The organism is Roseofilum sp. Guam, assembly GCF_017746735.1.
Classification (GTDB): Bacteria; Cyanobacteriota; Cyanobacteriia; order Cyanobacteriales; family Desertifilaceae; genus Roseofilum; species Roseofilum reptotaenium.
Genome location: NZ_JAGHZN010000008.1, coordinates 91983 through 113431, shown reverse-complemented (window position 1 = coordinate 113431; position 21449 = coordinate 91983). Strand labels below are relative to the sequence as shown.

At 45.0% G+C, this 21449-nt stretch carries 17 protein-coding genes; 7 read left to right on the top strand and 10 right to left on the bottom strand.

Going from position 1 to position 21449, the window contains the following annotated elements; genetic code table 11:
- Positions 1 to 315 precede the first annotated feature (315 nt).
- The 4 genes from J7529_RS04290 to J7529_RS04275 all read left to right on the top strand — a co-directional run bounded on the left by J7529_RS04290 (position 316) and on the right by J7529_RS04275 (position 4811).
- On the top strand, positions 316 to 3168 hold the full coding sequence (locus J7529_RS04290) for a CHAT domain-containing protein (protein WP_318727971.1): 2853 nt from the start codon (positions 316 to 318) through the stop codon (positions 3166 to 3168).
- A gap of 76 nt (positions 3169 to 3244) precedes the next feature.
- Positions 3245 to 3466, top strand: coding sequence for a hypothetical protein (locus J7529_RS04285; protein ID WP_271939329.1), 222 nt, complete (start codon positions 3245 to 3247; stop codon positions 3464 to 3466).
- A 20-nt stretch (positions 3467 to 3486) separates the two neighbouring features.
- A complete protein-coding gene (locus tag J7529_RS04280; protein WP_318727970.1) occupies positions 3487 to 3927 on the top strand; it encodes a hypothetical protein in 441 nt (146 codons plus the stop codon).
- A 71-nt stretch (positions 3928 to 3998) separates the two neighbouring features.
- Positions 3999 to 4811 carry an SDR family oxidoreductase gene (locus J7529_RS04275; protein WP_318727969.1) on the top strand — a complete coding sequence of 271 codons (813 nt, stop codon included), beginning with the start codon at positions 3999 to 4001 and terminating at the stop codon, positions 4809 to 4811.
- A 124-nt stretch (positions 4812 to 4935) separates the two neighbouring features.
- Here J7529_RS04275 and ilvA read toward each other — a convergent pair whose 3' ends face one another.
- Positions 4936 to 6447 carry a threonine ammonia-lyase, biosynthetic gene (gene ilvA, locus J7529_RS04270; protein ID WP_318727968.1) on the bottom strand — a complete coding sequence of 504 codons (1512 nt, stop codon included), beginning with the start codon at positions 6445 to 6447 and terminating at the stop codon, positions 4936 to 4938.
- Between the two features lie 190 nt (positions 6448 to 6637).
- On the opposite strand from ilvA, the gene J7529_RS04265 reads away from it, so the two are divergent.
- A complete protein-coding gene (locus J7529_RS04265) occupies positions 6638 to 7615 on the top strand; it encodes an SDR family NAD(P)-dependent oxidoreductase (RefSeq protein WP_318727967.1) in 978 nt (325 codons plus the stop codon).
- A 37-nt stretch (positions 7616 to 7652) separates the two neighbouring features.
- Here J7529_RS04265 and J7529_RS04260 read toward each other — a convergent pair whose 3' ends face one another.
- From J7529_RS04260 to J7529_RS04235, 6 genes are all read right to left on the bottom strand, one after another.
- Positions 7653 to 8324, bottom strand: coding sequence for an MIP/aquaporin family protein (locus J7529_RS04260; RefSeq protein ID WP_318727966.1), 672 nt, complete (start codon positions 8322 to 8324; stop codon positions 7653 to 7655).
- A gap of 6 nt (positions 8325 to 8330) precedes the next feature.
- On the bottom strand, positions 8331 to 9359 hold the full coding sequence (locus J7529_RS04255) for a PstS family phosphate ABC transporter substrate-binding protein (RefSeq protein WP_318727965.1): 1029 nt from the start codon (positions 9357 to 9359) through the stop codon (positions 8331 to 8333).
- Between the two features lie 104 nt (positions 9360 to 9463).
- On the bottom strand, positions 9464 to 11404 hold the full coding sequence (locus J7529_RS04250; RefSeq protein ID WP_318727964.1) for a M48 family metallopeptidase: 1941 nt from the start codon (positions 11402 to 11404) through the stop codon (positions 9464 to 9466).
- On the bottom strand, positions 11391 to 11690 hold the full coding sequence (locus tag J7529_RS04245; RefSeq protein ID WP_318727963.1) for a hypothetical protein: 300 nt from the start codon (positions 11688 to 11690) through the stop codon (positions 11391 to 11393). The genes J7529_RS04250 and J7529_RS04245 overlap by 14 nt, the downstream gene beginning before the upstream one ends.
- Before the next feature lie 42 nt (positions 11691 to 11732).
- Positions 11733 to 12332 carry a LemA family protein gene (locus J7529_RS04240; protein ID WP_318727962.1) on the bottom strand — a complete coding sequence of 200 codons (600 nt, stop codon included), beginning with the start codon at positions 12330 to 12332 and terminating at the stop codon, positions 11733 to 11735.
- 170 nt (positions 12333 to 12502) lie between these two features.
- A complete protein-coding gene (locus tag J7529_RS04235; RefSeq protein WP_318727961.1) occupies positions 12503 to 13945 on the bottom strand; it encodes a CHASE3 domain-containing protein in 1443 nt (480 codons plus the stop codon).
- 185 nt (positions 13946 to 14130) lie between these two features.
- Between J7529_RS04235 and J7529_RS04230 the strand changes: the two genes are divergently transcribed.
- Positions 14131 to 14649, top strand: coding sequence for a hypothetical protein (locus J7529_RS04230; protein ID WP_318727960.1), 519 nt, complete (start codon positions 14131 to 14133; stop codon positions 14647 to 14649).
- A 47-nt stretch (positions 14650 to 14696) separates the two neighbouring features.
- On the opposite strand, the gene J7529_RS04225 is transcribed toward J7529_RS04230, so the two are convergent.
- Together J7529_RS04225 and J7529_RS04220 are read right to left on the bottom strand one after the other, a co-directional pair.
- On the bottom strand, positions 14697 to 17786 hold the full coding sequence (locus tag J7529_RS04225; RefSeq protein WP_318727959.1) for an efflux RND transporter permease subunit: 3090 nt from the start codon (positions 17784 to 17786) through the stop codon (positions 14697 to 14699).
- A 112-nt stretch (positions 17787 to 17898) separates the two neighbouring features.
- The gene (locus tag J7529_RS04220) at positions 17899 to 19275 is read right to left on the bottom strand and encodes an efflux RND transporter periplasmic adaptor subunit (RefSeq protein ID WP_318727958.1); all 1377 of its coding nucleotides are present in this window, start codon (positions 19273 to 19275) and stop codon (positions 17899 to 17901) included.
- A gap of 102 nt (positions 19276 to 19377) precedes the next feature.
- Between J7529_RS04220 and J7529_RS04215 the strand changes: the two genes are divergently transcribed.
- Positions 19378 to 19926 carry a PadR family transcriptional regulator gene (locus J7529_RS04215; RefSeq protein WP_271939352.1) on the top strand — a complete coding sequence of 183 codons (549 nt, stop codon included), beginning with the start codon at positions 19378 to 19380 and terminating at the stop codon, positions 19924 to 19926.
- A 393-nt stretch (positions 19927 to 20319) separates the two neighbouring features.
- On the opposite strand, the gene J7529_RS04210 is transcribed toward J7529_RS04215, so the two are convergent.
- Positions 20320 to 21408: an alkene reductase gene (locus tag J7529_RS04210; protein ID WP_318727957.1), complete on the bottom strand. Its 1089-nt coding sequence runs from the start codon at positions 21406 to 21408 to the stop codon at positions 20320 to 20322.
- Positions 21409 to 21449 lie beyond the last annotated feature (41 nt).

The window sequence follows — 21449 nt, the reverse complement described above, 5'->3', positions numbered from 1 at the left end:
TTTCATTGCCTCTTCCTACCTCTCCTATTTCTTCACCTTATATTGTACCTCATTACAGCGCGAAGCGCTGTAAGGGTTTGTCTTCGGGAGCTTAACTGAATTTTGAGCCTCTCAATTATGAAGATTCTATGTGGCTCAGTATTCATGCTTAATGGACGAAAGGTTGCTGCGATCGCGACTTTCAAGGGAATTAGCGCTTGATTAGCATCTGTTTCATCCCTTCAGATTTTGACTGAATTTTGAGCAAAGCTATTTTGAAGATGGGGTAAATCTTGCGGTATTTATGGAGAATTGACATCAATAGAGAGGATGATTATGGGTTATACGTTCAAAAAAGTTTTTTTAGTTCTATTATCTACGGTTCTGGGCACTTATATCTGGAGCGACATTCTAGTCAGTAGCCCTTCCGTAGGTCGGGTTCGTTCTTTTGAGGATTGGTGCAAGGATCGGAGTATTTCTAATGCTCAAAAGTATACAGTTTCGGTGTTATTGAAGATGGCGGAAACTTCGGAATGTGGGGAAGCGCAGCAGGTTTTAGGGGAGTTGGTTAATCTGGATTTAGGAAATCGAGAGATCGAGGATATTGCCCCATTGTCGAGTTTGACGCATTTGAAGGGGCTGAATTTGAGTTTTAATCAGATTCGAGATATTACGCCTTTAGGAAATTTAAGTCAGCTCAGTTTTTTATTATTGTCGGGGAATAAAATTGAGAATATTTCACCTTTAGGGAGTTTAGTGAATCTCAGTTATGTAATTCTCGATCGCAACCAAATCCGCAATCTCCCCCCATCTTTCCCGAATTTACGCCAATTGACGGCCTTAGATCTGCAAAATAACCCGTTGGTGGAGAAAAAGTGCCCGGTTACTCCAGCGACGGTGTGTTTATTCAGTAATGATGCGTTGGATGTTTTTGCTCAAGCGGAACAAGCGTATCAACAGGGGAACTTTGAGGAAGCGTTGGTGACGTTTGCCCAGGCTAGGGAAGTTTATCAAGAGAGTGGCGATCGCCGCAAGGAAGCCGATAGTCTGAATCGTATGGGGGATATCTATAGCCAACTGAGCGAATATGCTAAGTCCATTACCATCCGTCGCCAAGCGTTAACTATTCGTCAGTCTTTGCAAGATTTACCGGGAATTGGAGCATCCCTGACCAGTTTAGCCGATAGTTATGAGAAATTAGGACAATATCCCCAAGCGCGATCGGCTTTGCAAGCAGCGCTGGAGAATATGAAAGAGCAGGAACAGGGGGGTATTCCCCTGGAAGGAGGACTCTATGAGCTGCCCAAGGATCAAGGCGAATTGTATAACGCTTTGGCGCGGGTGCAGAATAAGATGGGAGAGCATCAAGAAGCGCTGAAGTCTGCACAGACGGCCTTAAAATATTACAACTTGCTCCCGGATGGCTATGAGGGGAAAGACTTTGGACTGGGTAATACCTTCGATCAAATGGGTATTACCTATAGCTATTTGGGACAGGTGCAAGAGGCTCAATCTTTTCTCAATCAGGCGCTTGAGTTAGGACAACAAAGGGGCGATCGCGCGGTCATAGCCAATAGCTTAACCCATTTGGGTGAAGTTGCTAGCTCTCAAGGAGAAATGCCAACAGCTTTAGACTATTATCGCCAGGCGTTAGAAATACGGAAACAAATTGGCGATCGCGCCGGATCGGGTATAATTCTCAATCAAATTGGCGCACTCTATATCAGTCAAGATGATTATCGCCGTGCTATTCCCCCACTGCAAGAAGCAATTACCCTTTGGGAATCTCTGCGCCCTGGGTTACGGGATGGGGATAAAGTGTCTCTGTTTGAAACCCAAGTGACCACTTATGAACAATTACAACAAGCACTAATTGCTGAAGAGCAAGCTGAAGCTGCTCTAGAAATTGCTGAACAATCCAGAGCCAGAGCATTTGTGGAATTACTCGCCGCTCGATTAAGCGGCAAGCCTTCAGAAATCTTTGATACTCCCGATCCACCCTCATTAGCGGAAATCCGCCGCATTGCTCAGGAACAGCAAGCTACGCTCGTGCAATATTCTATTGTGGGAGACACTCTATATATATGGGTAATTAAGCCCAATGGACTGATTGAGTTGCGATCGCAAGACTTAGAAGAACTAGGCATTACCCTAGAAGATGCCGCCGAACGTACCCGCGTTGCCGCAGTCACCGGAAGAAGTCGCGGCATTCAACGGGGAGTGAATCAGTGGGTACAAGCCACCCGCTCCGGAGTCCAAGACAACCAGCTAGAACCGAGTACCCACACCCAGAAACGGCGGGTCAATCGTCGTTTAAAGAAAAGCTACGAACTCCTGATTAAACCCATTGTGGACTTACTGCCCAGCACTCCCCAAGAACCAGTTATTTTCATACCGCACGGCAGTTTATTTTTAGTTCCCTTTCCCGCATTACAAGATGAACAGGGCGTATATCTAATCGAGAAGCATACCTTACTCACTGCTCCTTCCATTCAAGTCTTGGGACTCGCTCGCCAACGGGCTAGGCAGTTATCTTCAGATCTCACCCGTGCATTAGTCGTCGGCAACCCGCAAATGCCCAGCCTAGCCGAGTCTCTAGAAGCCGAACCAGAACCCCTTTCCCCCCTCCCCGGAGCCGAAGCCGAAGCCCTTGTCATCGCCGATTTACTGGGCACTGAAGCCCTCATTGGAACCGAAGCAACCGAGGAGAAGATTACCGAGCAGATGGAAAAAGCCTCTTTAATTCATTTAGCCACCCATGGGTTATTGGATGAACTGGAAGTGTTAGGATTTCGGACTCCTGGAGCCTTAGCCTTTACCTCTACTGGAAACACTCGTGCGACGGATGGATGGCTCACCTCCGAGGAAATCCTGGATCTGAATTTAACCGCTCAGTTGGTCGTTCTCAGTGCTTGTAATACGGGACGAGGAGAGATTACTGGAGATGGGATTATTGGCTTATCGCGCTCTTTAATTGTGGCTGGAACTCCTAGCGTATTGGTCTCCTTGTGGGCAGTTCCCGATGCTCCCACCTCCGAGTTGATGCAAGCTTTTTATCGGGAACTACCGAAAACGAATAATCGAGCGGCAGCTTTGCGTCAAGCCATGTTAACCACCATGGAAACATTTCCTAATCCTAACGCTTGGGCGGCTTTTACCTTAGTGGGAGAAGGAAACGATCCCAATTAAAAATTAAACAATTAAAAATGGGTATGCGCTGCTACCATAATCTTATTATTGATTACCAGCGTGTAGTGCTATATCCATGAAAGTGCCTAAATCTGAGAACCGACAACTATTAGAGCGCTTGATTTTTGACGATCAAATTCCTGAAGATTGGGCGAGGGATGTTTGGGATATGAGTCCCACGTTGGGTGAGACGGCGGCTAAGTTAGTGGATGGGTTTGCTGCCGTGATTGAGTGTTGCTCAGATGAGAAGCTAGATAATTTGGTGCGATCGCTCTATCGTAATCAACTAGAAGAATAATTGCGCTCACCCTACCCTATATGTCACCCCAACAACTCGGATTAATTATTGGTGGACTCGTTCCGGCACTCTTGTATGGTGTTGCCGGCATATTTGCTAAAGTCAGCACCAGTGCGGGAATGCCTGTAGGCGCTCATTTGATCTGCATTGGTGTCATGGTGAGTCTGGTGGGAGCCATCATGCAGCAAGTCTTACCTGCCCCCCTACCGTCAACTGGTGCAATGATTTCATCCTCCATGCTTGGCCTACTGTGGGGCTTAGGAACGGGGTTTGTAGCCCTGGGGTTAATCAAATATCAAGCTCCCCTGTCTAAGCTGGTTCCCCTCTACAACATGAATACTTTAATTACGGTAGTGTTAGCTTTAATCATCTTTCTGGAATGGAAAACAGTCGATCCACTTAAACTCAGTGTGGGCGCAATTTTAGTGATTGTCGGTGGACTTTTAGTTTCTAAAGCCTAGGTCAATTAATAATTGATTGAGTAAAACTGGGTTTTCCCTATTCCCTATTCCCTATTCCCTCTCTTCCAAACATGACTGAACTGAAAAACGCAACGATATTACTGACTGGTGCATCGGGAGGATTTGGTCAGGAGTTTATCAAACAACTGGTGAAGGCAGAAAGCCGATTAATTCTAACAGATATTGATCAAAAGGCGATCGCCAAAACACTGGAAACCCTGGATCTTCAATCGAGCGATCGAATTCTTGCTACTCTAGAGACCGATCTTACCTCTAGGGCGGGATGTGAGGATCTTTATCAACAGGTCAAAGCGCTCAATCAGCCGATTGATATTCTGATTAATAATGCGGGTATTGCGCTATTTGGGCGCATTGATGAAATCCCGACCCAAAAATGGGAACAACTGATGGAGTTGAATTTGATTACTCCCATGCGCTTAACGACCCAATTTTTACCGGAAATGATTGAACGCAAAACCGGGCATATTGTCAATATTTCCTCGGTTGCCGGTTGGTGTGCGCCAGGGGGGTTAACCCATTATGCCACCAGTAAATTTGGCTTGCGCGGCTTTAGTGAGGGTCTGCGAGATGAGTTGAAACCCTACAATATCAAGGTTACGGCGGTATATCCCTATTTTAGCCGAACTCCAATTCTGCGATCGCCCCGCTATGGCACTCTAGCGACAACAGTTCCTGGTTTCCCCGAAAGTGAAGCTACGAATCCAGCAATGGTGATTGCCAATGTTCTCAAAGGAATTCTCAAGAATCGAGCCGCAGTTTTTCCCGATCCAACGGCTAAAGCGATTCATGTAATTAAGCGCTATTCACCCGCCCTATTAGAGTGGCTTACTCAGCGATTAACGCAGAAAATTTCTCAAGGTTGAATGAACCCTGAATAAAGCGCTAGAGCAGAGAAAGAGTCGGTTAGGACAGCGTTCCATACTGAAACCTATTCCCTATTCCCCATTCCCTATTCCCCATTCCCTAGCCCGCAGCGCTATAACTTCATCAAGCTAAGAATAATTTATAGGCAGGATTATTGTTTTCGTCCCAATAGTGATAGCCTAAAGTGTCTAAAAACGCTTGCCATTCTGCCATTTCTTGGGGTGGGACTTGCATTCCCACGACAATGCGCCCGTAGTCTGCGCCGTTATTGCGATAGTGGAAGAGGCTAATATTCCAGTTGGGACTCATCGAGGCGACAAATTTCATCAGTGCGCCAGGGCGTTCGGGAAATTCAAAGCGGTATAATAATTCATGTTCCGCTAGGGCAGAGCGCCCACCAACCATATGCCGCAGATGCATTTTTGCCAGTTCATCATCGGTTAATTCTAGGGTTTTAAACCCTGTCTCTTGAAAGGTTTTGGCGATTTTAGCAGCATCTTCACGGTCTTTGATTTGCACGCCGACAAAGATATGGGCAGAAGTGCGATCGGCGATGCGATAGTTAAATTCAGTTAGGTTACGTGTACCTAAACAGTCACAGAAGCGGCGCAAACTTCCGGGTTTTTCGGGAATAGTGACGGCAAAAATGGCTTCTCGGCGTTCTCCAAACTCAGCTCGCTCGGCAACAAACCGCAGGCGATCGAAGTTCATATTGGCACCACAGGCAACAGCAACGAGGGTTTGTCCTTGGATATTTTCGCGTTCTACATAGGCTTTAGCGCCGGCGATCGCCAATGCTCCCGCTGGTTCTACAATAGAGCGGGTATCTTCAAACATATCTTTGATGGCGGCACAAGTATCATCGGTTTCCACCACAATAATTTCATCCACATATTCTTGACAGAGGCGGAAGGTTTCTTCTCCCACTTCCCGCACCGCTACCCCATCGGCAAATAAGCCCACTTGGGGCAATCTCACACGCTTCCCAGCTTTCAAAGATTGATTCATAGCATCGGAATCCACCGGTTCTACCCCAATAATTTTAGTTTCTGGATGCAGGCGTTTCACGTAAGCGCCAATGCCAGAAATGAGACCACCGCCACCAATCGCCACAAAAATCGCATGAATCGGTTGCTGATATTGGCGTAAAATTTCCATGCCAATGGTTCCTTGTCCAGCAATCACATCCGGATCGTTAAAGGGATGAATAAACGTTAACCCTTTCTGGGCTTCGAGTTCGCGGGCATGGCCATAGGCTTCATCGTAGGTTTCACCGTATAATACTACTTCTCCACCGTGCGATCGCACTGCGTCCACTTTCACCTGGGGCGTAGTCACCGGCATCACAATTAACGCACGAGTTCCCAAATGTCGTGCAGCCAGGGCAACCCCTTGAGCATGATTCCCCGCAGAAGAAGCAATCACCCCTTGCGCTAACTGCTCTGGGGGCAGTTTTGCCATTCGGTTATAAGCCCCCCGCAGCTTAAACGAAAATACGGATTGCATATCTTCCCGTTTCAGCAGCAAGCGATTCCCCAATCGCCGAGAAAGGTTGTTCGCCACTTCTAGGGGCGTTTCTTGGGCAACATCATACACGCGAGCGGTGAGAATTTGGACAAGATAATCACAAAACATGGATCTGGGGCACGGGCTGAAGGGTAAGGGTAGAATATTTCACTTTATCACGTTCCGATTCTCTGGGCAAAAGTGGCAACAAGGATTAAGATTTTTAGGATAGCCCACAGTTTCCCTATTGGCTATTGGTGGAAAAAAAGTATTTAATTATTAACTATTAATTATTAATTATTGAGAGGTTCTCTAAACAATGACATCCAAACCACTTGAGGGGAAAATTGCCCTAGTTACGGGAGCATCTCGTGGATTAGGAAAAGGTATTGCCATCGGATTAGCCGAAGCTGGCGCAACGGTTTATATTACTGGCAGAACTCTGCATACTTCTGAGGAAGGCATGGGGAGTTTAGAAGAAACCCAAAAAGAACTTGAGGCAGCAGGTGGGTTAGGTATTCCCGTACAAGTGGATCATGGTGAAGATGAGCAGGTGCGCCTGTTATTTGAGCGTATCGCTGATGAACAAAACGGACAGTTGGATCTATTGGTGAACAATGCTTATTCTGCTGTCTCTATGCTTAAGGAAACCTATGGTGAACCCTTTTGGGAGTTAGAACCCAATTTGTGGGATCGGGTGAACCAAGTGGGATTGCGGGGACATTATATCGCCAGCGTGTATGCGGCAAGGATGATGGTTCCTCGGAAACAGGGACTTATCTGTACCCTGTCCTCTTGGGGGGGATTGTTGCCGATATTTGGGGTGCTGTATGGGGTGGGTAAAATGGCGTGCGATCGCCTGGCGCTAGAATTAGCTTTAGAACTTAAACCCCATAACATTACCTCCCTCTCCATTTGGCCAGGAATTGTGGGTACAGAAAAATTCACCCAATTTGCCCAAGAGCAAGCATCAAGCGAAATACTACCAGAAAGAGGTAATCCGTTTGCCGATGGTTTTAACTGGGAAACTCCCTTATTAACTGGCCGCGTGATTGCCGGTTTAGCTGCCGATTCTCAGATCATAAAACGCACGGGAAAAGTACAAATTGTTGCTGAACAAGCCCGACGCTATGGTGTAGTAGATCGAGAGGGCAATCAACCCGCATCTTTGCGGTCTTTACAGTTTATTTTACCGATGATTCTCCCCCAATTACGCGATTATTCTACTTGGGTTCCCAATATCTATGTTCCCTGGTGGATCTTGATGTCTGGAGTACTCAAATCTCCTCAAGTTTAATTAAAAATAACAGGGTTTTTAGAGCAGTTAATCTGGGTTAAGGATATTTGGGAGAGAGTGTTCGATAGACAATGACCGCAAGTTGGGCCCCAACAATGGGAGCGATCCAGTAGATTCCTTGGTAGTCCCAGAGACCGGAAACAAAAGCGGGGCCGAGCGATCGCGCGGGATTCATGCTTGCACCCGTAATTGGCCCCATAAACGCGGCTTCTAACCCCACAGTTAAGCCGATCGCCAATCCTGCAAATCCCGGATGAGCGCGGCGGTCTAAACCGGAACCTAAGATAACGAACATCAAGATAAAAGTGAGAATGGTTTCTAAGACCAGTGATTGCATTGCATTACCGTTGAGCGGTTGTGTGGCTCCCAGATCGGCAACGAGACCGATAGTATAGCGTAATACACAAGATGCGGCGATCGCCCCCAAACATTGACTGATGACATAGGGTAAGACCTTTTTTCCCGGAAACGATCCCATTGTCCAAAAGCCCAAAGTCACCGCTGGATTAATATGGGCCTCACTAATATGGCCCGTGGCATAAATCATTGCCGCAACCACTGCACCGAAGACAAAACTAACCCCTAAATGGGTTAACGTACCCCCAGTTATGTCATTAACCATAACTGCACCTGTGCCAGCAAAAACAAGAATAAATGTGCCTAATCCTTCAGTTAACGATTCCCGCCAATAAGGGGTTATTTTGGTCATCTTCAATTAATACTTAGCTTGCTTACGCATAAGCTCGGAAATAGAGAGGCCAAACTGAGATTGGCCTTCAAAAACCGTGCCTACTTCCCCTTGATTATAGGTCACTTCATTAATATGATAAGCTTCTTCTGGTAGAGGCACATAACCCACTTCCTCAGCAATTCCTGGGGCTTGTTCTAAAAAGTAGTATACAAACTCTCTCATGGCTGGGTTGTTTTGAGCTGCCGTCAGATTAATATAGATAAACAAAGGACGAGCTAGAGGCTGATATTCACTTTTCTCCACTGTTTCCCTAGATGGAAAAACTGGGCCCTGACCACTATCGACACTCAGGGCTTTTAACTCATCTTTATTTTGTTCGTAATACGCTAATCCAAAATAGCCCAAACTATTGACATCTGAACTAACTTGTTGCTCAAGCAACCTATCATCTTCACTAGCAATATAATCACTGCGGCTCGATCCAGCACTCCCCGTGACTGCTTCAGTGAAATAATCATAGGTTCCCGAATCTGTCCCCGGCCCATACAATTTCAAAGGAGCATTCGGCCAAGACGATCGAATTTGATTCCACCGAGTAATTTTCTGTTGGGCTTCCGGTTGCCAAATCTTTCGTAATTCATCAATCGTAATGTTTTGAAGCCAATTATTTTGGGGATTAACCACAACAGTAATGGCATCAAAAGCGATAGGAAGCTCAATATAAGAGACTTTTGCCTGTTTGCAAGCTTCCATTTCCGATAAACTAATGGGTCTAGAGGCATTATTAACTTCTGTTTCTCCTGCACAAAATTTCCTAAAGCCTCCCCCTGTCCCCGAAAATCCTACAGTTACGTCTACGGGAACACTCTGGGTTTCGTTAAAGCGATCGGCAGCCGTTTTAGTAATCGGATAAACCGTACTTGAACCATCAATATTAATGGGTTGATAAGATTGAGGGTTAGAGGATTGACACCCATTTAATAAGGAGGTAGCAGCTAGAGCTAATATAAAGAACCCTAGGAAGGGTTTAACTGTTTTAATAAAAAATTGCATAATTCCCCCACTCTACCGTTGGATATCCGCTTTTCATCATTTCAAAAAATGGTCCAATGTCAAGTTAAGGTATGGTTAATTATAGGTTAATGTACGGTTCAATCTTATTCAAGAGTCTCTAAAAATGGAGGAATGGGGCAATCTAAGAGAATGATAATCGTGCGTAACAATTCAGCTTGTTTCAGATTGACTTTGCGATCGTATAAAACGGTATGAGCGCAAGCATCTACAATGCGCTGTTTTACTTTTGGAGTAGTGTTTATCAGCCTTTTAAGACTTCTGCGAATACTGCTCAGATTAACCGGACTCAGTTGATCGGGAAGCGTTTGGTTAGACGCACCACGGAGTCGCTGCAATCCAGATTGAAATGCCTCAATAGCTTGTTGCTTATCCTTATACCCCACTTTAGCTAATCCTGACAAAACGACCAGGCAATCATTCCAAGTTTCATGAGTAGATGGGGGTTTTGAGGGATGGTGAGGATGGAAATAGGGCGCGAGACGATGGAATAAAACGGCTTGTAGAGTGTATTCTGATAAGGATAGTTTTCCGCCCGTATTAATCAGGGTTTGCAGTTGTTGACTCAAATGTTGATAATGGTCAGTGGAGAGCTGTCTGAGTACGGGAATGGTTAAATCAATTAAGGGTAAACGGTAGCGAGGATTTAAGTCTTCAAAACAGACGACAATCTTCCAAAGACGATTGAGGATTTCTGAGGGTTCGGTGGCTTTTAGGTGGGCAATTTGTTTCTGCCTAATCTCTCTGTTTTGTGAGTTTAAGAATAGTCCATAAATTATCGCCTGACAACCGCGCTCGCCTGTGAGTGCTGTTTTGATCCGTTCTGGCAGTTGCCCCACCAAGGATTGGGCATAGTTGAGATGGGCGCTGTCCGTGTTGCCAATCTCCTCTACAATTGATGCTAGATCGACATGGATGGTTGTCTCTTGCAATCCACTTTGCAATCCACTTTGTAATCCACCTTGCAATCCACTAATTCCTGGAGTCTCTGGTGATTCTAGAGCGGCGGTTCGTTCCTGTGCGGGTGGGGGAGCATCCCCTTGTAATGTGCCAGTGGGCAAATTTTCCAAGCGTTCAATCCGCTCGGTTAGGGGGGGATGGGTGGCAAAGAGGCGGCTATCAAAGCTGCTGATGGCTTCTCCAAAAAATAAATGACTGGCTTCTTCGGCTCTGGGAGTCCTGATTTGGGAGCCATCTCTTAAGTCTCCAATTTTACGCAGAGCGTTGGCAAGTCCCTGGGGATTGCGGGTTAATTGGACGGCAGAAGCATCGGCTAAAAATTCTCGCTGACGAGAGATGGCGCTTTTAATCATTCGTCCGCAGATAAAGCCGATATATCCAATAGCTAAAATGGCGATACTGGCAATAATGATGAGACCTTGCTTTTTTCGATTCACTCTAGGGCCATTAGAAATCATGTATAATATTTGTCGCCCTATAATGTGAATCAATAAAATCCCCTGGAGGACTCCTATCAGATATAAATTGAGGCGCATATCGCCATAAATAATATGGCTAAATTCATGGGCAATTACGCCTTGAAGTTCATCCCGCTCCAGTTCTGTTAAGCAGCCTTTGGTTACGCCAATGATGGCATCATTAACGGTAAACCCGGCAGCAAAGGCGTTGATACCGGATTCACGATCCATGATGTAGACGGGAGGAATGGAGTTTCCGGAGGCGATCGCCATTTCTTCGACGACATTGAGTAGTTGTCGCTCCAATTTATCGTGAGTGCCCGGATGAACCAAACGCGCACCCAGACTAGAGGCAACGACTTTACCTCCACCTCGCAACTGAAGGATTTTTGTGCCACTACCCAACCCGACAATGAGCAATACATTGAAGGCAACGATTGATAAGATCTCTGGAGAAAAGAGCCATTGCCCGGTTTGCGATTCTATATAGATAACGATCGCTACCACAGCATAGATTGCCAAAATCATGCTGATAATGGCGATCGCAAACAAGAAAATTAGATAAACGGTTTTCCGCTGTGCCTGCTCTTGATGTTCAAAAAAGTTCATCGTTTTCTAGGGCGCATAATGTATCCAGCATATCCATAGCTTGATTGTGAAAGTCTATAGCATCACTTCTTTCATTTTCCCAAGTTTTACTTCCTAATACTTGTGTTCGTGCTTCATCAAAAGATAGATTATTAGCTTTTCCCCAAATTGAAAATGAAAAAGAGAGCGAGCAACCTATTTCCTTGAGGTAAGTTAAAACTTCTTCTTTAGTCTTATTTTCCATTAACATTTGGTGGCAATGTCTGGCTAAATCATCTCTTCTTTTTCTTGAATACTTGGAAGACATAGTAACCAACCAACAAAACAACACAATAAAACCTATCGTTTTCTAAAACGAAATAGTCGGCGCATTTTTTACATTGGGATCGGTTTCTTTCAGCAACTGTGCTGCCCGAAAATTAAACAAATTGGCGATCGTATTACTGGGGAACTCCTCACGCTTGGTATTGTAGAGCGTCACCCCATCGTTAAACGCCTGGCGAGCAAAGGCAATTTTATTTTCCGTCGATCGCAACTCTTCCATCAACTGAGCCATATTTTGATCTGCCTTCAGATCTGGGTAGGCTTCGGCTAGGGCAAACAACCGCCCCAACGATCCCGTCAGTGTTGCCTCTGCATTGCCCAACGTCTGCATCGCAGTCGGATCGCCTGGTGCTTGAGAAGCTTGGGACGTGGCACTTACCGCCGCGTTTCTAGCTTGAATCACAGCGTCTAAGGTTTCCCGCTCGTGCTTCATGTACCCCTTCACCGCTTCCACCAAATTGGGAATCAAATCATAACGGCGGCGCAACTGCACATCAATCTGGGCAAAAGCATTCTTATATCGATTGCGTAACTTAACTAAAGAATTATATGAGCCAATGACGATGGACGCGAGAAGTGCCACCAACGTCCCTAGAACCGCTAGGGTTAGGAGTATTCTTACCATAACCTGACAACCCTTTAATATGGCTTAATTATACTACAGATAACATACTCTTTGCCTAGGGTAAATAGCGATCACGTCAATCTAGTCGAGATCCCCCCATAATTTCCTCTGTTCGTTCTAAAAGTGATATGGCACTTCGCACTCTAGCCATAGCTTACGAAGCAGTCCGTTTAAACAATTTTCTTCAACTCCAATGCCACACCATTCAACTGTTGGATACCCTCACTGATCTGTGTCATAGAATTGGCATTATCCTTTGCCCCAGCATTGATGCTAGTAATCGACTCAATAAGCTGTTCGACGGCAATTAGCTGTTGTTTTAAGTTCAAGGTAATTTGCTGGTTACTATGAACTACATTTGTAACTGAATTGTTCACATGTTCAAACGTCTGGGTTGTGTCCTGAGCAATTCTAAAACAACTTTTCACACTCTCTTTACCTTGTTGAGTAATTTGAGTTGTTCCATGAATAGCTTTTTGAATTTCTATAACCAAATCATTGATGTTGACCGTAGATTCTCGACTTTGATCGGCCAGCTTACGAATTTCGACAGCAATGACGGAAAAGCCCTTCCCACTATCTCCAGCTCTTACCGCTTCCACAGAAGCATTTAACGCCAACATATTCGTTTGATCGGCAATACTGCGAACCACATCCGAAACCTCGCCAATTTGATCGATTTGCTTAGTCAATTCCATGATTTTATTGGCCATCAGTTCCACCTGTTCCTGAACATTTATCACTTCTAGGCGAATGTTCTCCACAGCATTTTTACCTGTTTCTAATATGGTGAGTGTTTCTTGAGCTGACGTATTTTCCAGCTCTGACTGCTCTGCTGACTGAGTGTAAGATACCCCCAATTCATTAGCAGTTGTAGTTGTGTCATTGATAAAAATCGCTCGTTGTTGAGCAATTTTCTCCTGTTCTTCAATACTCCTATAAATTTGACTTGAAGAATTGGCAATATTATTCGATATTTTACTGATCGGATCTACTGCAATTTTATTCATCCAAATAATAGTCGCAACCCCCATCAGTAGGACAATAACTAAAGTTCCTACATGGAGTAAATCAATAAGTTGATAAGCAATAGATAACTGTTTTAACCTTTCATCAAGAATTTGATTTTCAATATCGATCATATTCTCTAGATCCGCTCGGATTAAATCCATAATTATTTTGCCTTTTTTTGATTTCACTAAACGCAACAGTTCCTCTTCTTGATCGTCTCTTTTGAGTTGAATGGTTTGCGCTAGTTCATCTAGTTTTTCTTGAGAGATATTTCTGATATTGTGTAGATTAATGACTTGCTCTGAGTTGTCAGAAATCAGATCTTCTAAGATATCAAAGTTTGTGCTTAACGTTTGAGTGGCCAGTTTGTAGGGTTCTAAAAAAGTTTCGTCATCAGTATAGATAAATCCCCTTTGACCAGTTTCTGCATCGACGAGATTTTTCTCAATCCCTTTTAGTCGCAGTTGAACATCGTAAGTATGGACGACCCAATCCTCAGTATCCCGTAAAAACCCTTGCATATAAACTGAGGCAATAGTGCTAACCCCAACAGTACTGAGAATGATTCCAAAGCCAATAACTAAAACTTGCTTAATATTCATCGAACAAAAACTTTAATATTTTCGGATTTACCTGCGTAAGCGTATATATTAATCATATATCTGAATAAAAAGATCCAACTCTATTTTACCCGATCGCCATCTGTACCCGTTAAAATCAAAGTATCAATTAAAAAGGATGTGTCATTATACCTAACAGTGATGGATTTAATTTGGAGAATACTCAAATGTTGCCCATACCCAAACCGGCTTGGTTTCTTACCCTCGGCAGTCTAACCTTAAGCAGCCTAATCTTTAACCCTTCAGCCTCAGCGCAAACCCTAGGGTTTTCCTGTCGGGATAACCAAATTTGTCCTGTGTTCAATATCTTGCTGCAAACGACAGAGGTTTTCACCCGGACTTGTCCACCGACTTCTGATAATCCCCAAGACTATGCTAATTATTTAGGCCAATGGATCGATCAGATTCCCCAAATTCAAGCTCAGGTTAATGCTTTAAACAGAAATAATTCGTATACTCCTACATTGCCTTCTTCAGCCAATCAAGTGGTGAATTTTCTCAATACTTGGGTGGATATTGCCAGGATTGCTCAAACTCAAACTAATCGGATTGAGCAAACTCTGGATCATTGCCCTTCTCGTCTCCCTATTCTTCCGGATGGTTCGACGTTGCCTTCTATTTCTATGGAGACTGAATTTCCTAAAGTGTGTCAGTTCGATCCGAATACTTTAACTTGGAAGTGTTAATGTTAGGGAATTAGTGCTTCGCTCTATATGCCCCTGTTCCCCATTCCCTATTCCCCAGCGCTTCGCGCGATAAGATGGGGAATTTTGGATCGGGAGCGATAGAGTAAGAGATGGACTGAGGGAATATAGTATAAGGCGAGTAGGGTTGCACCGCCTAATCCCCCGGCGATCGCGATCGCTAAGGGCGGCCAAAATCCAGTAGGATCGAGTAACAGGGGTATGAATCCCACTATGGTCGTTAACGTGGTGGCAATCACATGGCGTGTGGCTTTGAAGACGACTGAAACCGTGGCTTTACGATTACCATAGCGAGCTTCTGGATGTTCTCTCAAGGCGGCTAAAACGACAATCGAATCATTAATCGCAAGACCAATTAATCCTAATGTACCTAAAATTGCGGTAAACCCAAATAGGGCATTAAATGCCCAGAGTGCAGATAGGGCTAATCCTACCGCAGCGATCGCCACGGTTCCAATGACGAGGGCTAACCGAAAGGAGTTAAAGGATAATATCAGGGTGGCTGACATCAGAATTGCCAAAACGCCTACTGTTGAGAATAAATTGGCGATCGCGGTTCCCCGTGCATCGGCTTCGCCTCCATAGCTGATTCGATACCCAGGAGGAAGTTGAAAGTTAATCTCCTTCAGATGGTTTTCAAATCGCTGTAATACAGTATCAGGTAAGGCTCCAGCCGTAATAAACCCTTGCACTGTGTTAATCCGTTCCCCATTGTAACGGGCAATCGTGGCTACATCTGGCACAAAGTTCACTGTCGCCAAACTATCGAGGGGAAGGGTTTCACCCGTTTGAGGAGCCACCAAATTCAACGCCGACACCCGATCCAGATTTCCTCTAGTGCTATTGGATACCCGTACCCGTACCGGAATATCCTCCGTTGCTTCCAGGATCGAACCGCCGACAGAACCCTGCAAATTGCTATCGAGTTGTTGGGCGATCGCCTGATTATCCAAGCCTACCCGACGCGCTTGCACTTCATCCACGGTTAGCGCCAATTTGGGTAAGGCTTCCGTTAAATCTGCACTGGTATGAATTACATCTTCAATTTGGCTTAACTCCGCCCGCAATTGATTCCCCAACCGTCTCAACTCCCCTAAATCTGAGCCATACAAGCGCAACTCGATCGGCGCATCAAAGGGCGGTCCCTGTTCTAATTGTTTCACGAGCACCTGTGCTTCTGGAAACGTGGCATCGAGATCCTGTTGCAACTGTTGAATCGTTTGCCGTAAATTTTCCGTCGAGTTTAACTGTACAATCCCTTGGGCATACTGGGACGCATTTTCCCGATTGGCAACCACATTATAGAAAAAAGTTGGGGCGCTTTTACCGAGAAACCATTGCACCTCATCAATTTGAGGATAGGTCAAAATTAAATCTCGCGCTCTCAGAATTTGCCGATGAGTTTCGGCGATCGCCGTTTGCGAAGGTAACTCAAACTCAATATGGAACTGATTACGGTTCGTCGGGGGAAAAAATTGCTGCTCTAACGTCGCAAAGTGGGAAAAGCCCCAAATGGGCAAAATCATCGCCAAACCAATCGTCAACCAGGGGAAGCGAAACAGTTGATTTAAAGTTATCGTATAAACCTTATCCAACCATGGATGGCTAAACCCATGTTGCAACCAACCCCAGTTTTGGGGGAGAGGCTGCCAATAGTGCAACCGCCCCACCAGAGTTACGATCGCTGTTAAAGATAAAAAGAGAGAACTAATAATCGCTAAAATTACGGTCATGCCGATTGCCCCAATAAACTCCCCTGTCCCCCCCGGAGAAGTCGCGATGGGTACAAACGCTAACACCGTCGTCAGAGTAGAAGCCAGCAGAGGAATAAACAAATGGTTCACCGTTTCTTGCACAGCTTTACCGGGTGCTTTTCCTTCCTGCAAGCGGATCTGTACCTCATCTACCACCACAATCGCATTATCAATCAGCAACCCCAAGGCAATGATAATCCCGGTTATGGACATCTGATGTAAGGGAATCTCTAAAATCTTCATACACCCAAACACCATTAATGTCGCCAGGGGTAAAGCTGAACCAACAATTAAGGCTGATTTCCAACCCAAGATCGCCAGAGAGACAAGAATAACCAGAGAAGATCCGAGGATCAAGTTACGGATCACACCATCTAAGCGCTGTTGCACGTATTTACTTTGATCCAAAATGGTCACCCAACCGATGCCATCGGATAGGTTATCCTGATAACTTTGCAACCGAGTCAGAGCATCTTCTGTCCAAAGATCGACACGATAATCAGATTCCACTTTTGCCGCCACAGAAACTCCAGGATAACCATTAATGATCGCTAATTCTGTGGGCGGATCTTCTAATCCTTTGGTCACTTGGGCAAGATCTCCAAGTCGGGTAATTTGCCCTTGATTGCCCAATTGAATGGGAATTTGCCGAATCCGTTCTAAGGAGTCTAATTCACTATCGACTTCAAATAATAATTCTGTTTCACTGCTGCGAAATTGTCCGGCTGAAACCTTCGCATCACTGGCTAGAATTTGTTGAGCTAATTCTTGAGGAGTCAAGCCCAATTGTGTCAAGTCTACTGCATTAACATCCACCTGAATTTCTTCTTCGGCCACACCGAAAATATCCACTGTATCCGTTCCCGGAATAGTCCGTAATTCGTCTTCTAGTCCTTCAGCTAGGCGACGTAAAATTGTATAATTCGGTTCGGTCTCAAGTTCCCAGGTTAATCCCAAAATTAAGGCATTAGCAGAAGGATCGGTATCTTGATATTCTGGATCGCTCGCCCCTGCTGGTAACTCCACAGAAACATCTTCTAGTTTACTCCGTACTTTTGACCAAACGGGATCGACATCGATAATATTTTCTTTAAGGTCAATATTGATAAAGGATAAACCGGTAGTTGATGTGGATTCTAAAATATCAATTTCTTCAATTTCTTGCAGTTCCTGTTCTATTTTTTCAGTGACTAAGGATTCAACTCTTTGGGGTGTAGCTCCGGGCAAGAAAGTGGTCACCGATCCAAACCGTTGAACAAGTTGAGGGTCTTCCATTCGCGGTAAGGTAAAGAAGGAAGAAATTCCCCAGACAATGATGAGGATTAAGGAGAGGATGAGGAGTTGTTTATTGCGATAGAAAATCATGGGGAAGTGGGGGAGGGAATGGGGAATGGGGCAGACGCGGGGACACTCCAGACACGGGGATGGGATGTTGAACAACAGAAAGCCTATTGCCTATTGCCTGTTCCCCGAATTCTTAATTGATACTCACTTTTTGTCCGGAGACGATGCGATGGGTTCCACTGGTGATGATTCGATCTCCGCTTTGCAGGGTTCCGCGAACAAGGGTGCGATCGCCTTCCGTATGCAGAACTTCGATATCTCGACGAGCCACCCTGTAAAGATTATTTCCTTGCGATTCACCAAGGACGTAAATTGACCATAATCCGCGATCGCCAGGCAGCAGTGCAGTGGAAGGAACCCAAAAGCCTTGTATGGGTTGGGTTTCATTCCAGAGCAATTGGGCAGTTTCGCCTACTCTAAGGTCAAAATTGGGGGAAAATTCGAGAACCGCAGTAGCTGTGCGACTGGCGCTATCGAGTTCTGGAAGTAGGGTGGTGAGGGTGGCAGGATAGGATTGGTTCGCGACTTGAATGGGATAGTTTGCACCAATTCTGAGTTCATTGGCGGTGTTGCTGGGAACCCCAATGCGCGCTTCTAAGCTACCTTGTTCAATCAGTGCAATAACCGGAGTTCCGGGACTAACTACGCTTCCTTCGTCCATGAAGCGATCGCTCACTCGTCCATCAAAGGGAGCGCGAATCACACTTTTACTCACCTCTACCTCTAAACTTTGCAAACTGGCTTCTAACTGTTGCACTCGCGCCACTTGAGCGGCTATTTGTTCTGTCCGAGTTCCAGCTAACAGAGCATCTAGATCGCTTTGCGCTTGATTGAGGCGATAGCTTAAAGCTGAAGCATTAGACTCTTCTAAATCGAAATCTTCCCGGGAAATTGCCCCTTCTAAATATAGTTCTCTACGTCGTTCGGTTTTACGTTGGGCGAGGAACAGTTGTTGTTCAATTTCAGACACAGCAGCGCGGGCAGCAGCAATATCTTCCGGTCGCGCACCGTTGCGAAGTTCTTGCAGAGTAGCGCTGGCTTCCGCTTTCTGAGCCAGGAGTTGTTGACGCTCGGCTTCTAGGGTACGGATATCTAACTGGGCTATTTCTTGACCAGTACTGATGCGATCGCCTTCATCAACAAACAGGTTAATTACCGTTCCCGATCGCTCAAAACCCAATTCACTCCGGCGACGGGCGACAATTTCACCGGTATAACTTCGTTTAATAGTATAGCTAGAAATCAGTTCTGCACTTTCGGTTTGTACAGGTAGTGATTGTTTTTCTTCAATGATCGGTTCTGCCTGGCTGACTGGAGAACGATTTAAGAGCGATCGCCCTAAAAACACCCCCAAAGGCAAGAGTAACAAGACGATTAACCATCGCCACCGCTTGGGTGGTGGGCGATCTACTGTGGCGATACCATCCTCAGAATCTTTATTGTGTTCAGCCGTTATTAATACAACTGACTCTGATAAGCTCTTCGATGAATCGGAAAAATCAGCACTCATGTTCGCCTCCCATCCTCTTCTGTACAACAAAGTGATATTCAACTTGTTGCCTATTCTCTTTCAGGTTATACTCAACTTATTGGATATGTCAATGCGAAATTTATGGCCCTTGCTCACACAATTTTGACCGTGCTTGCCCATGCTCCTCAAAGTGGTTACGACATCAGTAAACAATTTGACGAGCAAGTGAGTTGTTTTTGGAAAGCCAGTCAACAGCAAATTTATCGGGAACTGAGCAAAATGGAGGATCAAGGTTGGGTTAATTATGAAACTATTATCCAACCTGGAAAACCGGATAAGAAAGTGTATCACCTCACGGCTGAAGGGAAAGTGCAGTTATTACGCTGGTTTGCAGAACCGACGACTCCGACACCCATTCGAGAAGATTTACTGGTGAAAGTGTTAGCTGGACCTTATGGTAATCGCAAATTACTTATCCGTGAAATAAAGCATCGCAAGGAGATTCACGAGCTTCAATTAAAACATTATTTAGAAAAAGAAATCCTCTATCAAGATTGCCAGAATCCTTCTGTCGGCGATCGCTTCCGCTATCTTACCTTACGCCGAGGTATCCGTTACGAGCGAGAATGGGTGGAATGGTGCGATGAAGTCATGGAGTTTCTGGAACAGATGGTACAAGATTATAATTAATCCGATCTATTCTCTAGAGTGGTATCTGGTAGTTATTGAATGACACCTGCAATACCGGAGTTATCTTGCCCGTGCTGCCTCATAGATACTTAGATGTATAGGCGCTTCGCGCTAGGCAATAGGCTTGCTTTGCAATAGCTTGTATGGCTTAGGTTCTAAGGCTTCAAGCTGTACCTCATATTCGCCTGGAGATGTGCTTATATTAACTAGAGATGACATTGACAAGATAGATCGTCAAATACAACTCCTAAAAAAATCCGATAAGCATGGCGATAATAAGTGATTTATTACCATGCTAGAAGCTATTCGAGATTTCATGCTTGAAAATTCAGAGCAGGAAAAATTCATCCTTGAAGGTGAATTTTAGCGTAGATTGGATTTAAGCAAAGCGCTCTAGGGAGCCGCTGGATAGTCAATATAGCCAATTTCAGCCCCATCAACTCCCCGACCATAGAATGTTTTAGGATCGGGTTCATTCAAATCAGCATCATGTTTAAAGCGATAGGGCAAATCAGGATTAGCAATAAATAATTTGCCAAACGAAACTAAGTCCGCCTGGTTAGACTTAATGACCGCATCACCAGACTCTTTAGTATAGCCCCCATTCGTGATTAAATAGCCTTTATACACTGGCCGAAACATAGGTAGAACAGGATTTAAAACCTCGCGAGTTTGCAAATCAACCTCATTTGGCTCCATCAAATGAACATAAGCTAGGGCATAGTCGTTAAGAGCCTCTAAGACATGAGTAAAAGTACGCTTTGGATCGGAATCTAACATTCCATAGAATGTGTTGCTTGGTGAGAGTTTAATCCCTACCTTATTATCTCCCCAGACTTTTGTCGTTGCATCAACTACTTCTAAGAGAAAACGGGCACGATTTTCGATCGATCCCCCATATTGATCACTCCGTTGGTTAGAGCCATCTTGTAAGAATTGATCGATCAAATAACCAAATGCAGCATGAAGTTCAACCCCATCAAATCCCGCTTGTTGAGCGTATTCAGCTCCCTGGCGAAATTGTTCGATAAGGTTAGAAATTTCTTCTGTTTTAAGCGCCCGTGGTTTTTCAAAAGCAACCTTGCCAATGGGGGTATGGAGTGTTCCTCTGGCGGCGATAGCGCTGGGGGCAATCGGTGTTTCTCCGTTTAATAGCGAGGGATGAGCGACTCGTCCACTATGCCATAACTGTAGAAATATTTGACCTCCTTTGGCATGAACAGCTTCTGTAATTTGTTTCCAAGCTTCAACTTGCTGTAAAGAATAGATGCCAGGACAATTGATGTATCCATTGCTCAATGGAGAAACCATCGTGCATTCAGTGACAATTAAACCAGCCGAAGCTCTTTGGGCATAATACTCTGCCATCAAAGGTGTTGGAATTGAGTTGATAGCCCGTAGACGAGTCATGGGAGCCATCACCATTCGATTATTGAGGGTATATTGACCCAGTTGGAACGGGGAGAGCAAATCAATAAACATGATATCAAGGGTCACTTCACAGGTAGACAATTATTGATGGG

What these genes read in the sequence shown, in the direction of transcription:
- J7529_RS04260 (WP_318727966.1), bottom strand. Translation starts at nt 8,324, where the DNA reads ATGACCAAAATAACCCCTTATTGGCGGGAATCGTTAACTGAAGGATTA.
- J7529_RS04245 (WP_318727963.1), bottom strand. Translation starts at nt 11,690, where the DNA reads ATGTCTTCCAAGTATTCAAGAAAAAGAAGAGATGATTTAGCCAGACAT.
- J7529_RS04230 (WP_318727960.1), top strand. Translation starts at nt 14,131, where the DNA reads ATGTTGCCCATACCCAAACCGGCTTGGTTTCTTACCCTCGGCAGTCTA.
- J7529_RS04255 (WP_318727965.1), bottom strand. Translation starts at nt 9,359, where the DNA reads ATGCAATTTTTTATTAAAACAGTTAAACCCTTCCTAGGGTTCTTTATA.
- ilvA (WP_318727968.1), bottom strand. Translation starts at nt 6,447, where the DNA reads ATGTTTTGTGATTATCTTGTCCAAATTCTCACCGCTCGCGTGTATGAT.
- J7529_RS04275 (WP_318727969.1), top strand. Translation starts at nt 3,999, where the DNA reads ATGACTGAACTGAAAAACGCAACGATATTACTGACTGGTGCATCGGGA.
- J7529_RS04250 (WP_318727964.1), bottom strand. Translation starts at nt 11,404, where the DNA reads ATGAACTTTTTTGAACATCAAGAGCAGGCACAGCGGAAAACCGTTTAT.
- J7529_RS04265 (WP_318727967.1), top strand. Translation starts at nt 6,638, where the DNA reads ATGACATCCAAACCACTTGAGGGGAAAATTGCCCTAGTTACGGGAGCA.
- J7529_RS04215 (WP_271939352.1), top strand. Translation starts at nt 19,378, where the DNA reads ATGGCCCTTGCTCACACAATTTTGACCGTGCTTGCCCATGCTCCTCAA.
- J7529_RS04225 (WP_318727959.1), bottom strand. Translation starts at nt 17,786, where the DNA reads ATGATTTTCTATCGCAATAAACAACTCCTCATCCTCTCCTTAATCCTC.
- J7529_RS04220 (WP_318727958.1), bottom strand. Translation starts at nt 19,275, where the DNA reads ATGAGTGCTGATTTTTCCGATTCATCGAAGAGCTTATCAGAGTCAGTT.
- J7529_RS04285 (WP_271939329.1), top strand. Translation starts at nt 3,245, where the DNA reads ATGAAAGTGCCTAAATCTGAGAACCGACAACTATTAGAGCGCTTGATT.
- J7529_RS04210 (WP_318727957.1), bottom strand. Translation starts at nt 21,408, where the DNA reads ATGTTTATTGATTTGCTCTCCCCGTTCCAACTGGGTCAATATACCCTC.
- J7529_RS04290 (WP_318727971.1), top strand. Translation starts at nt 316, where the DNA reads ATGGGTTATACGTTCAAAAAAGTTTTTTTAGTTCTATTATCTACGGTT.
- J7529_RS04280 (WP_318727970.1), top strand. Translation starts at nt 3,487, where the DNA reads ATGTCACCCCAACAACTCGGATTAATTATTGGTGGACTCGTTCCGGCA.
- J7529_RS04240 (WP_318727962.1), bottom strand. Translation starts at nt 12,332, where the DNA reads ATGGTAAGAATACTCCTAACCCTAGCGGTTCTAGGGACGTTGGTGGCA.
- J7529_RS04235 (WP_318727961.1), bottom strand. Translation starts at nt 13,945, where the DNA reads ATGAATATTAAGCAAGTTTTAGTTATTGGCTTTGGAATCATTCTCAGT.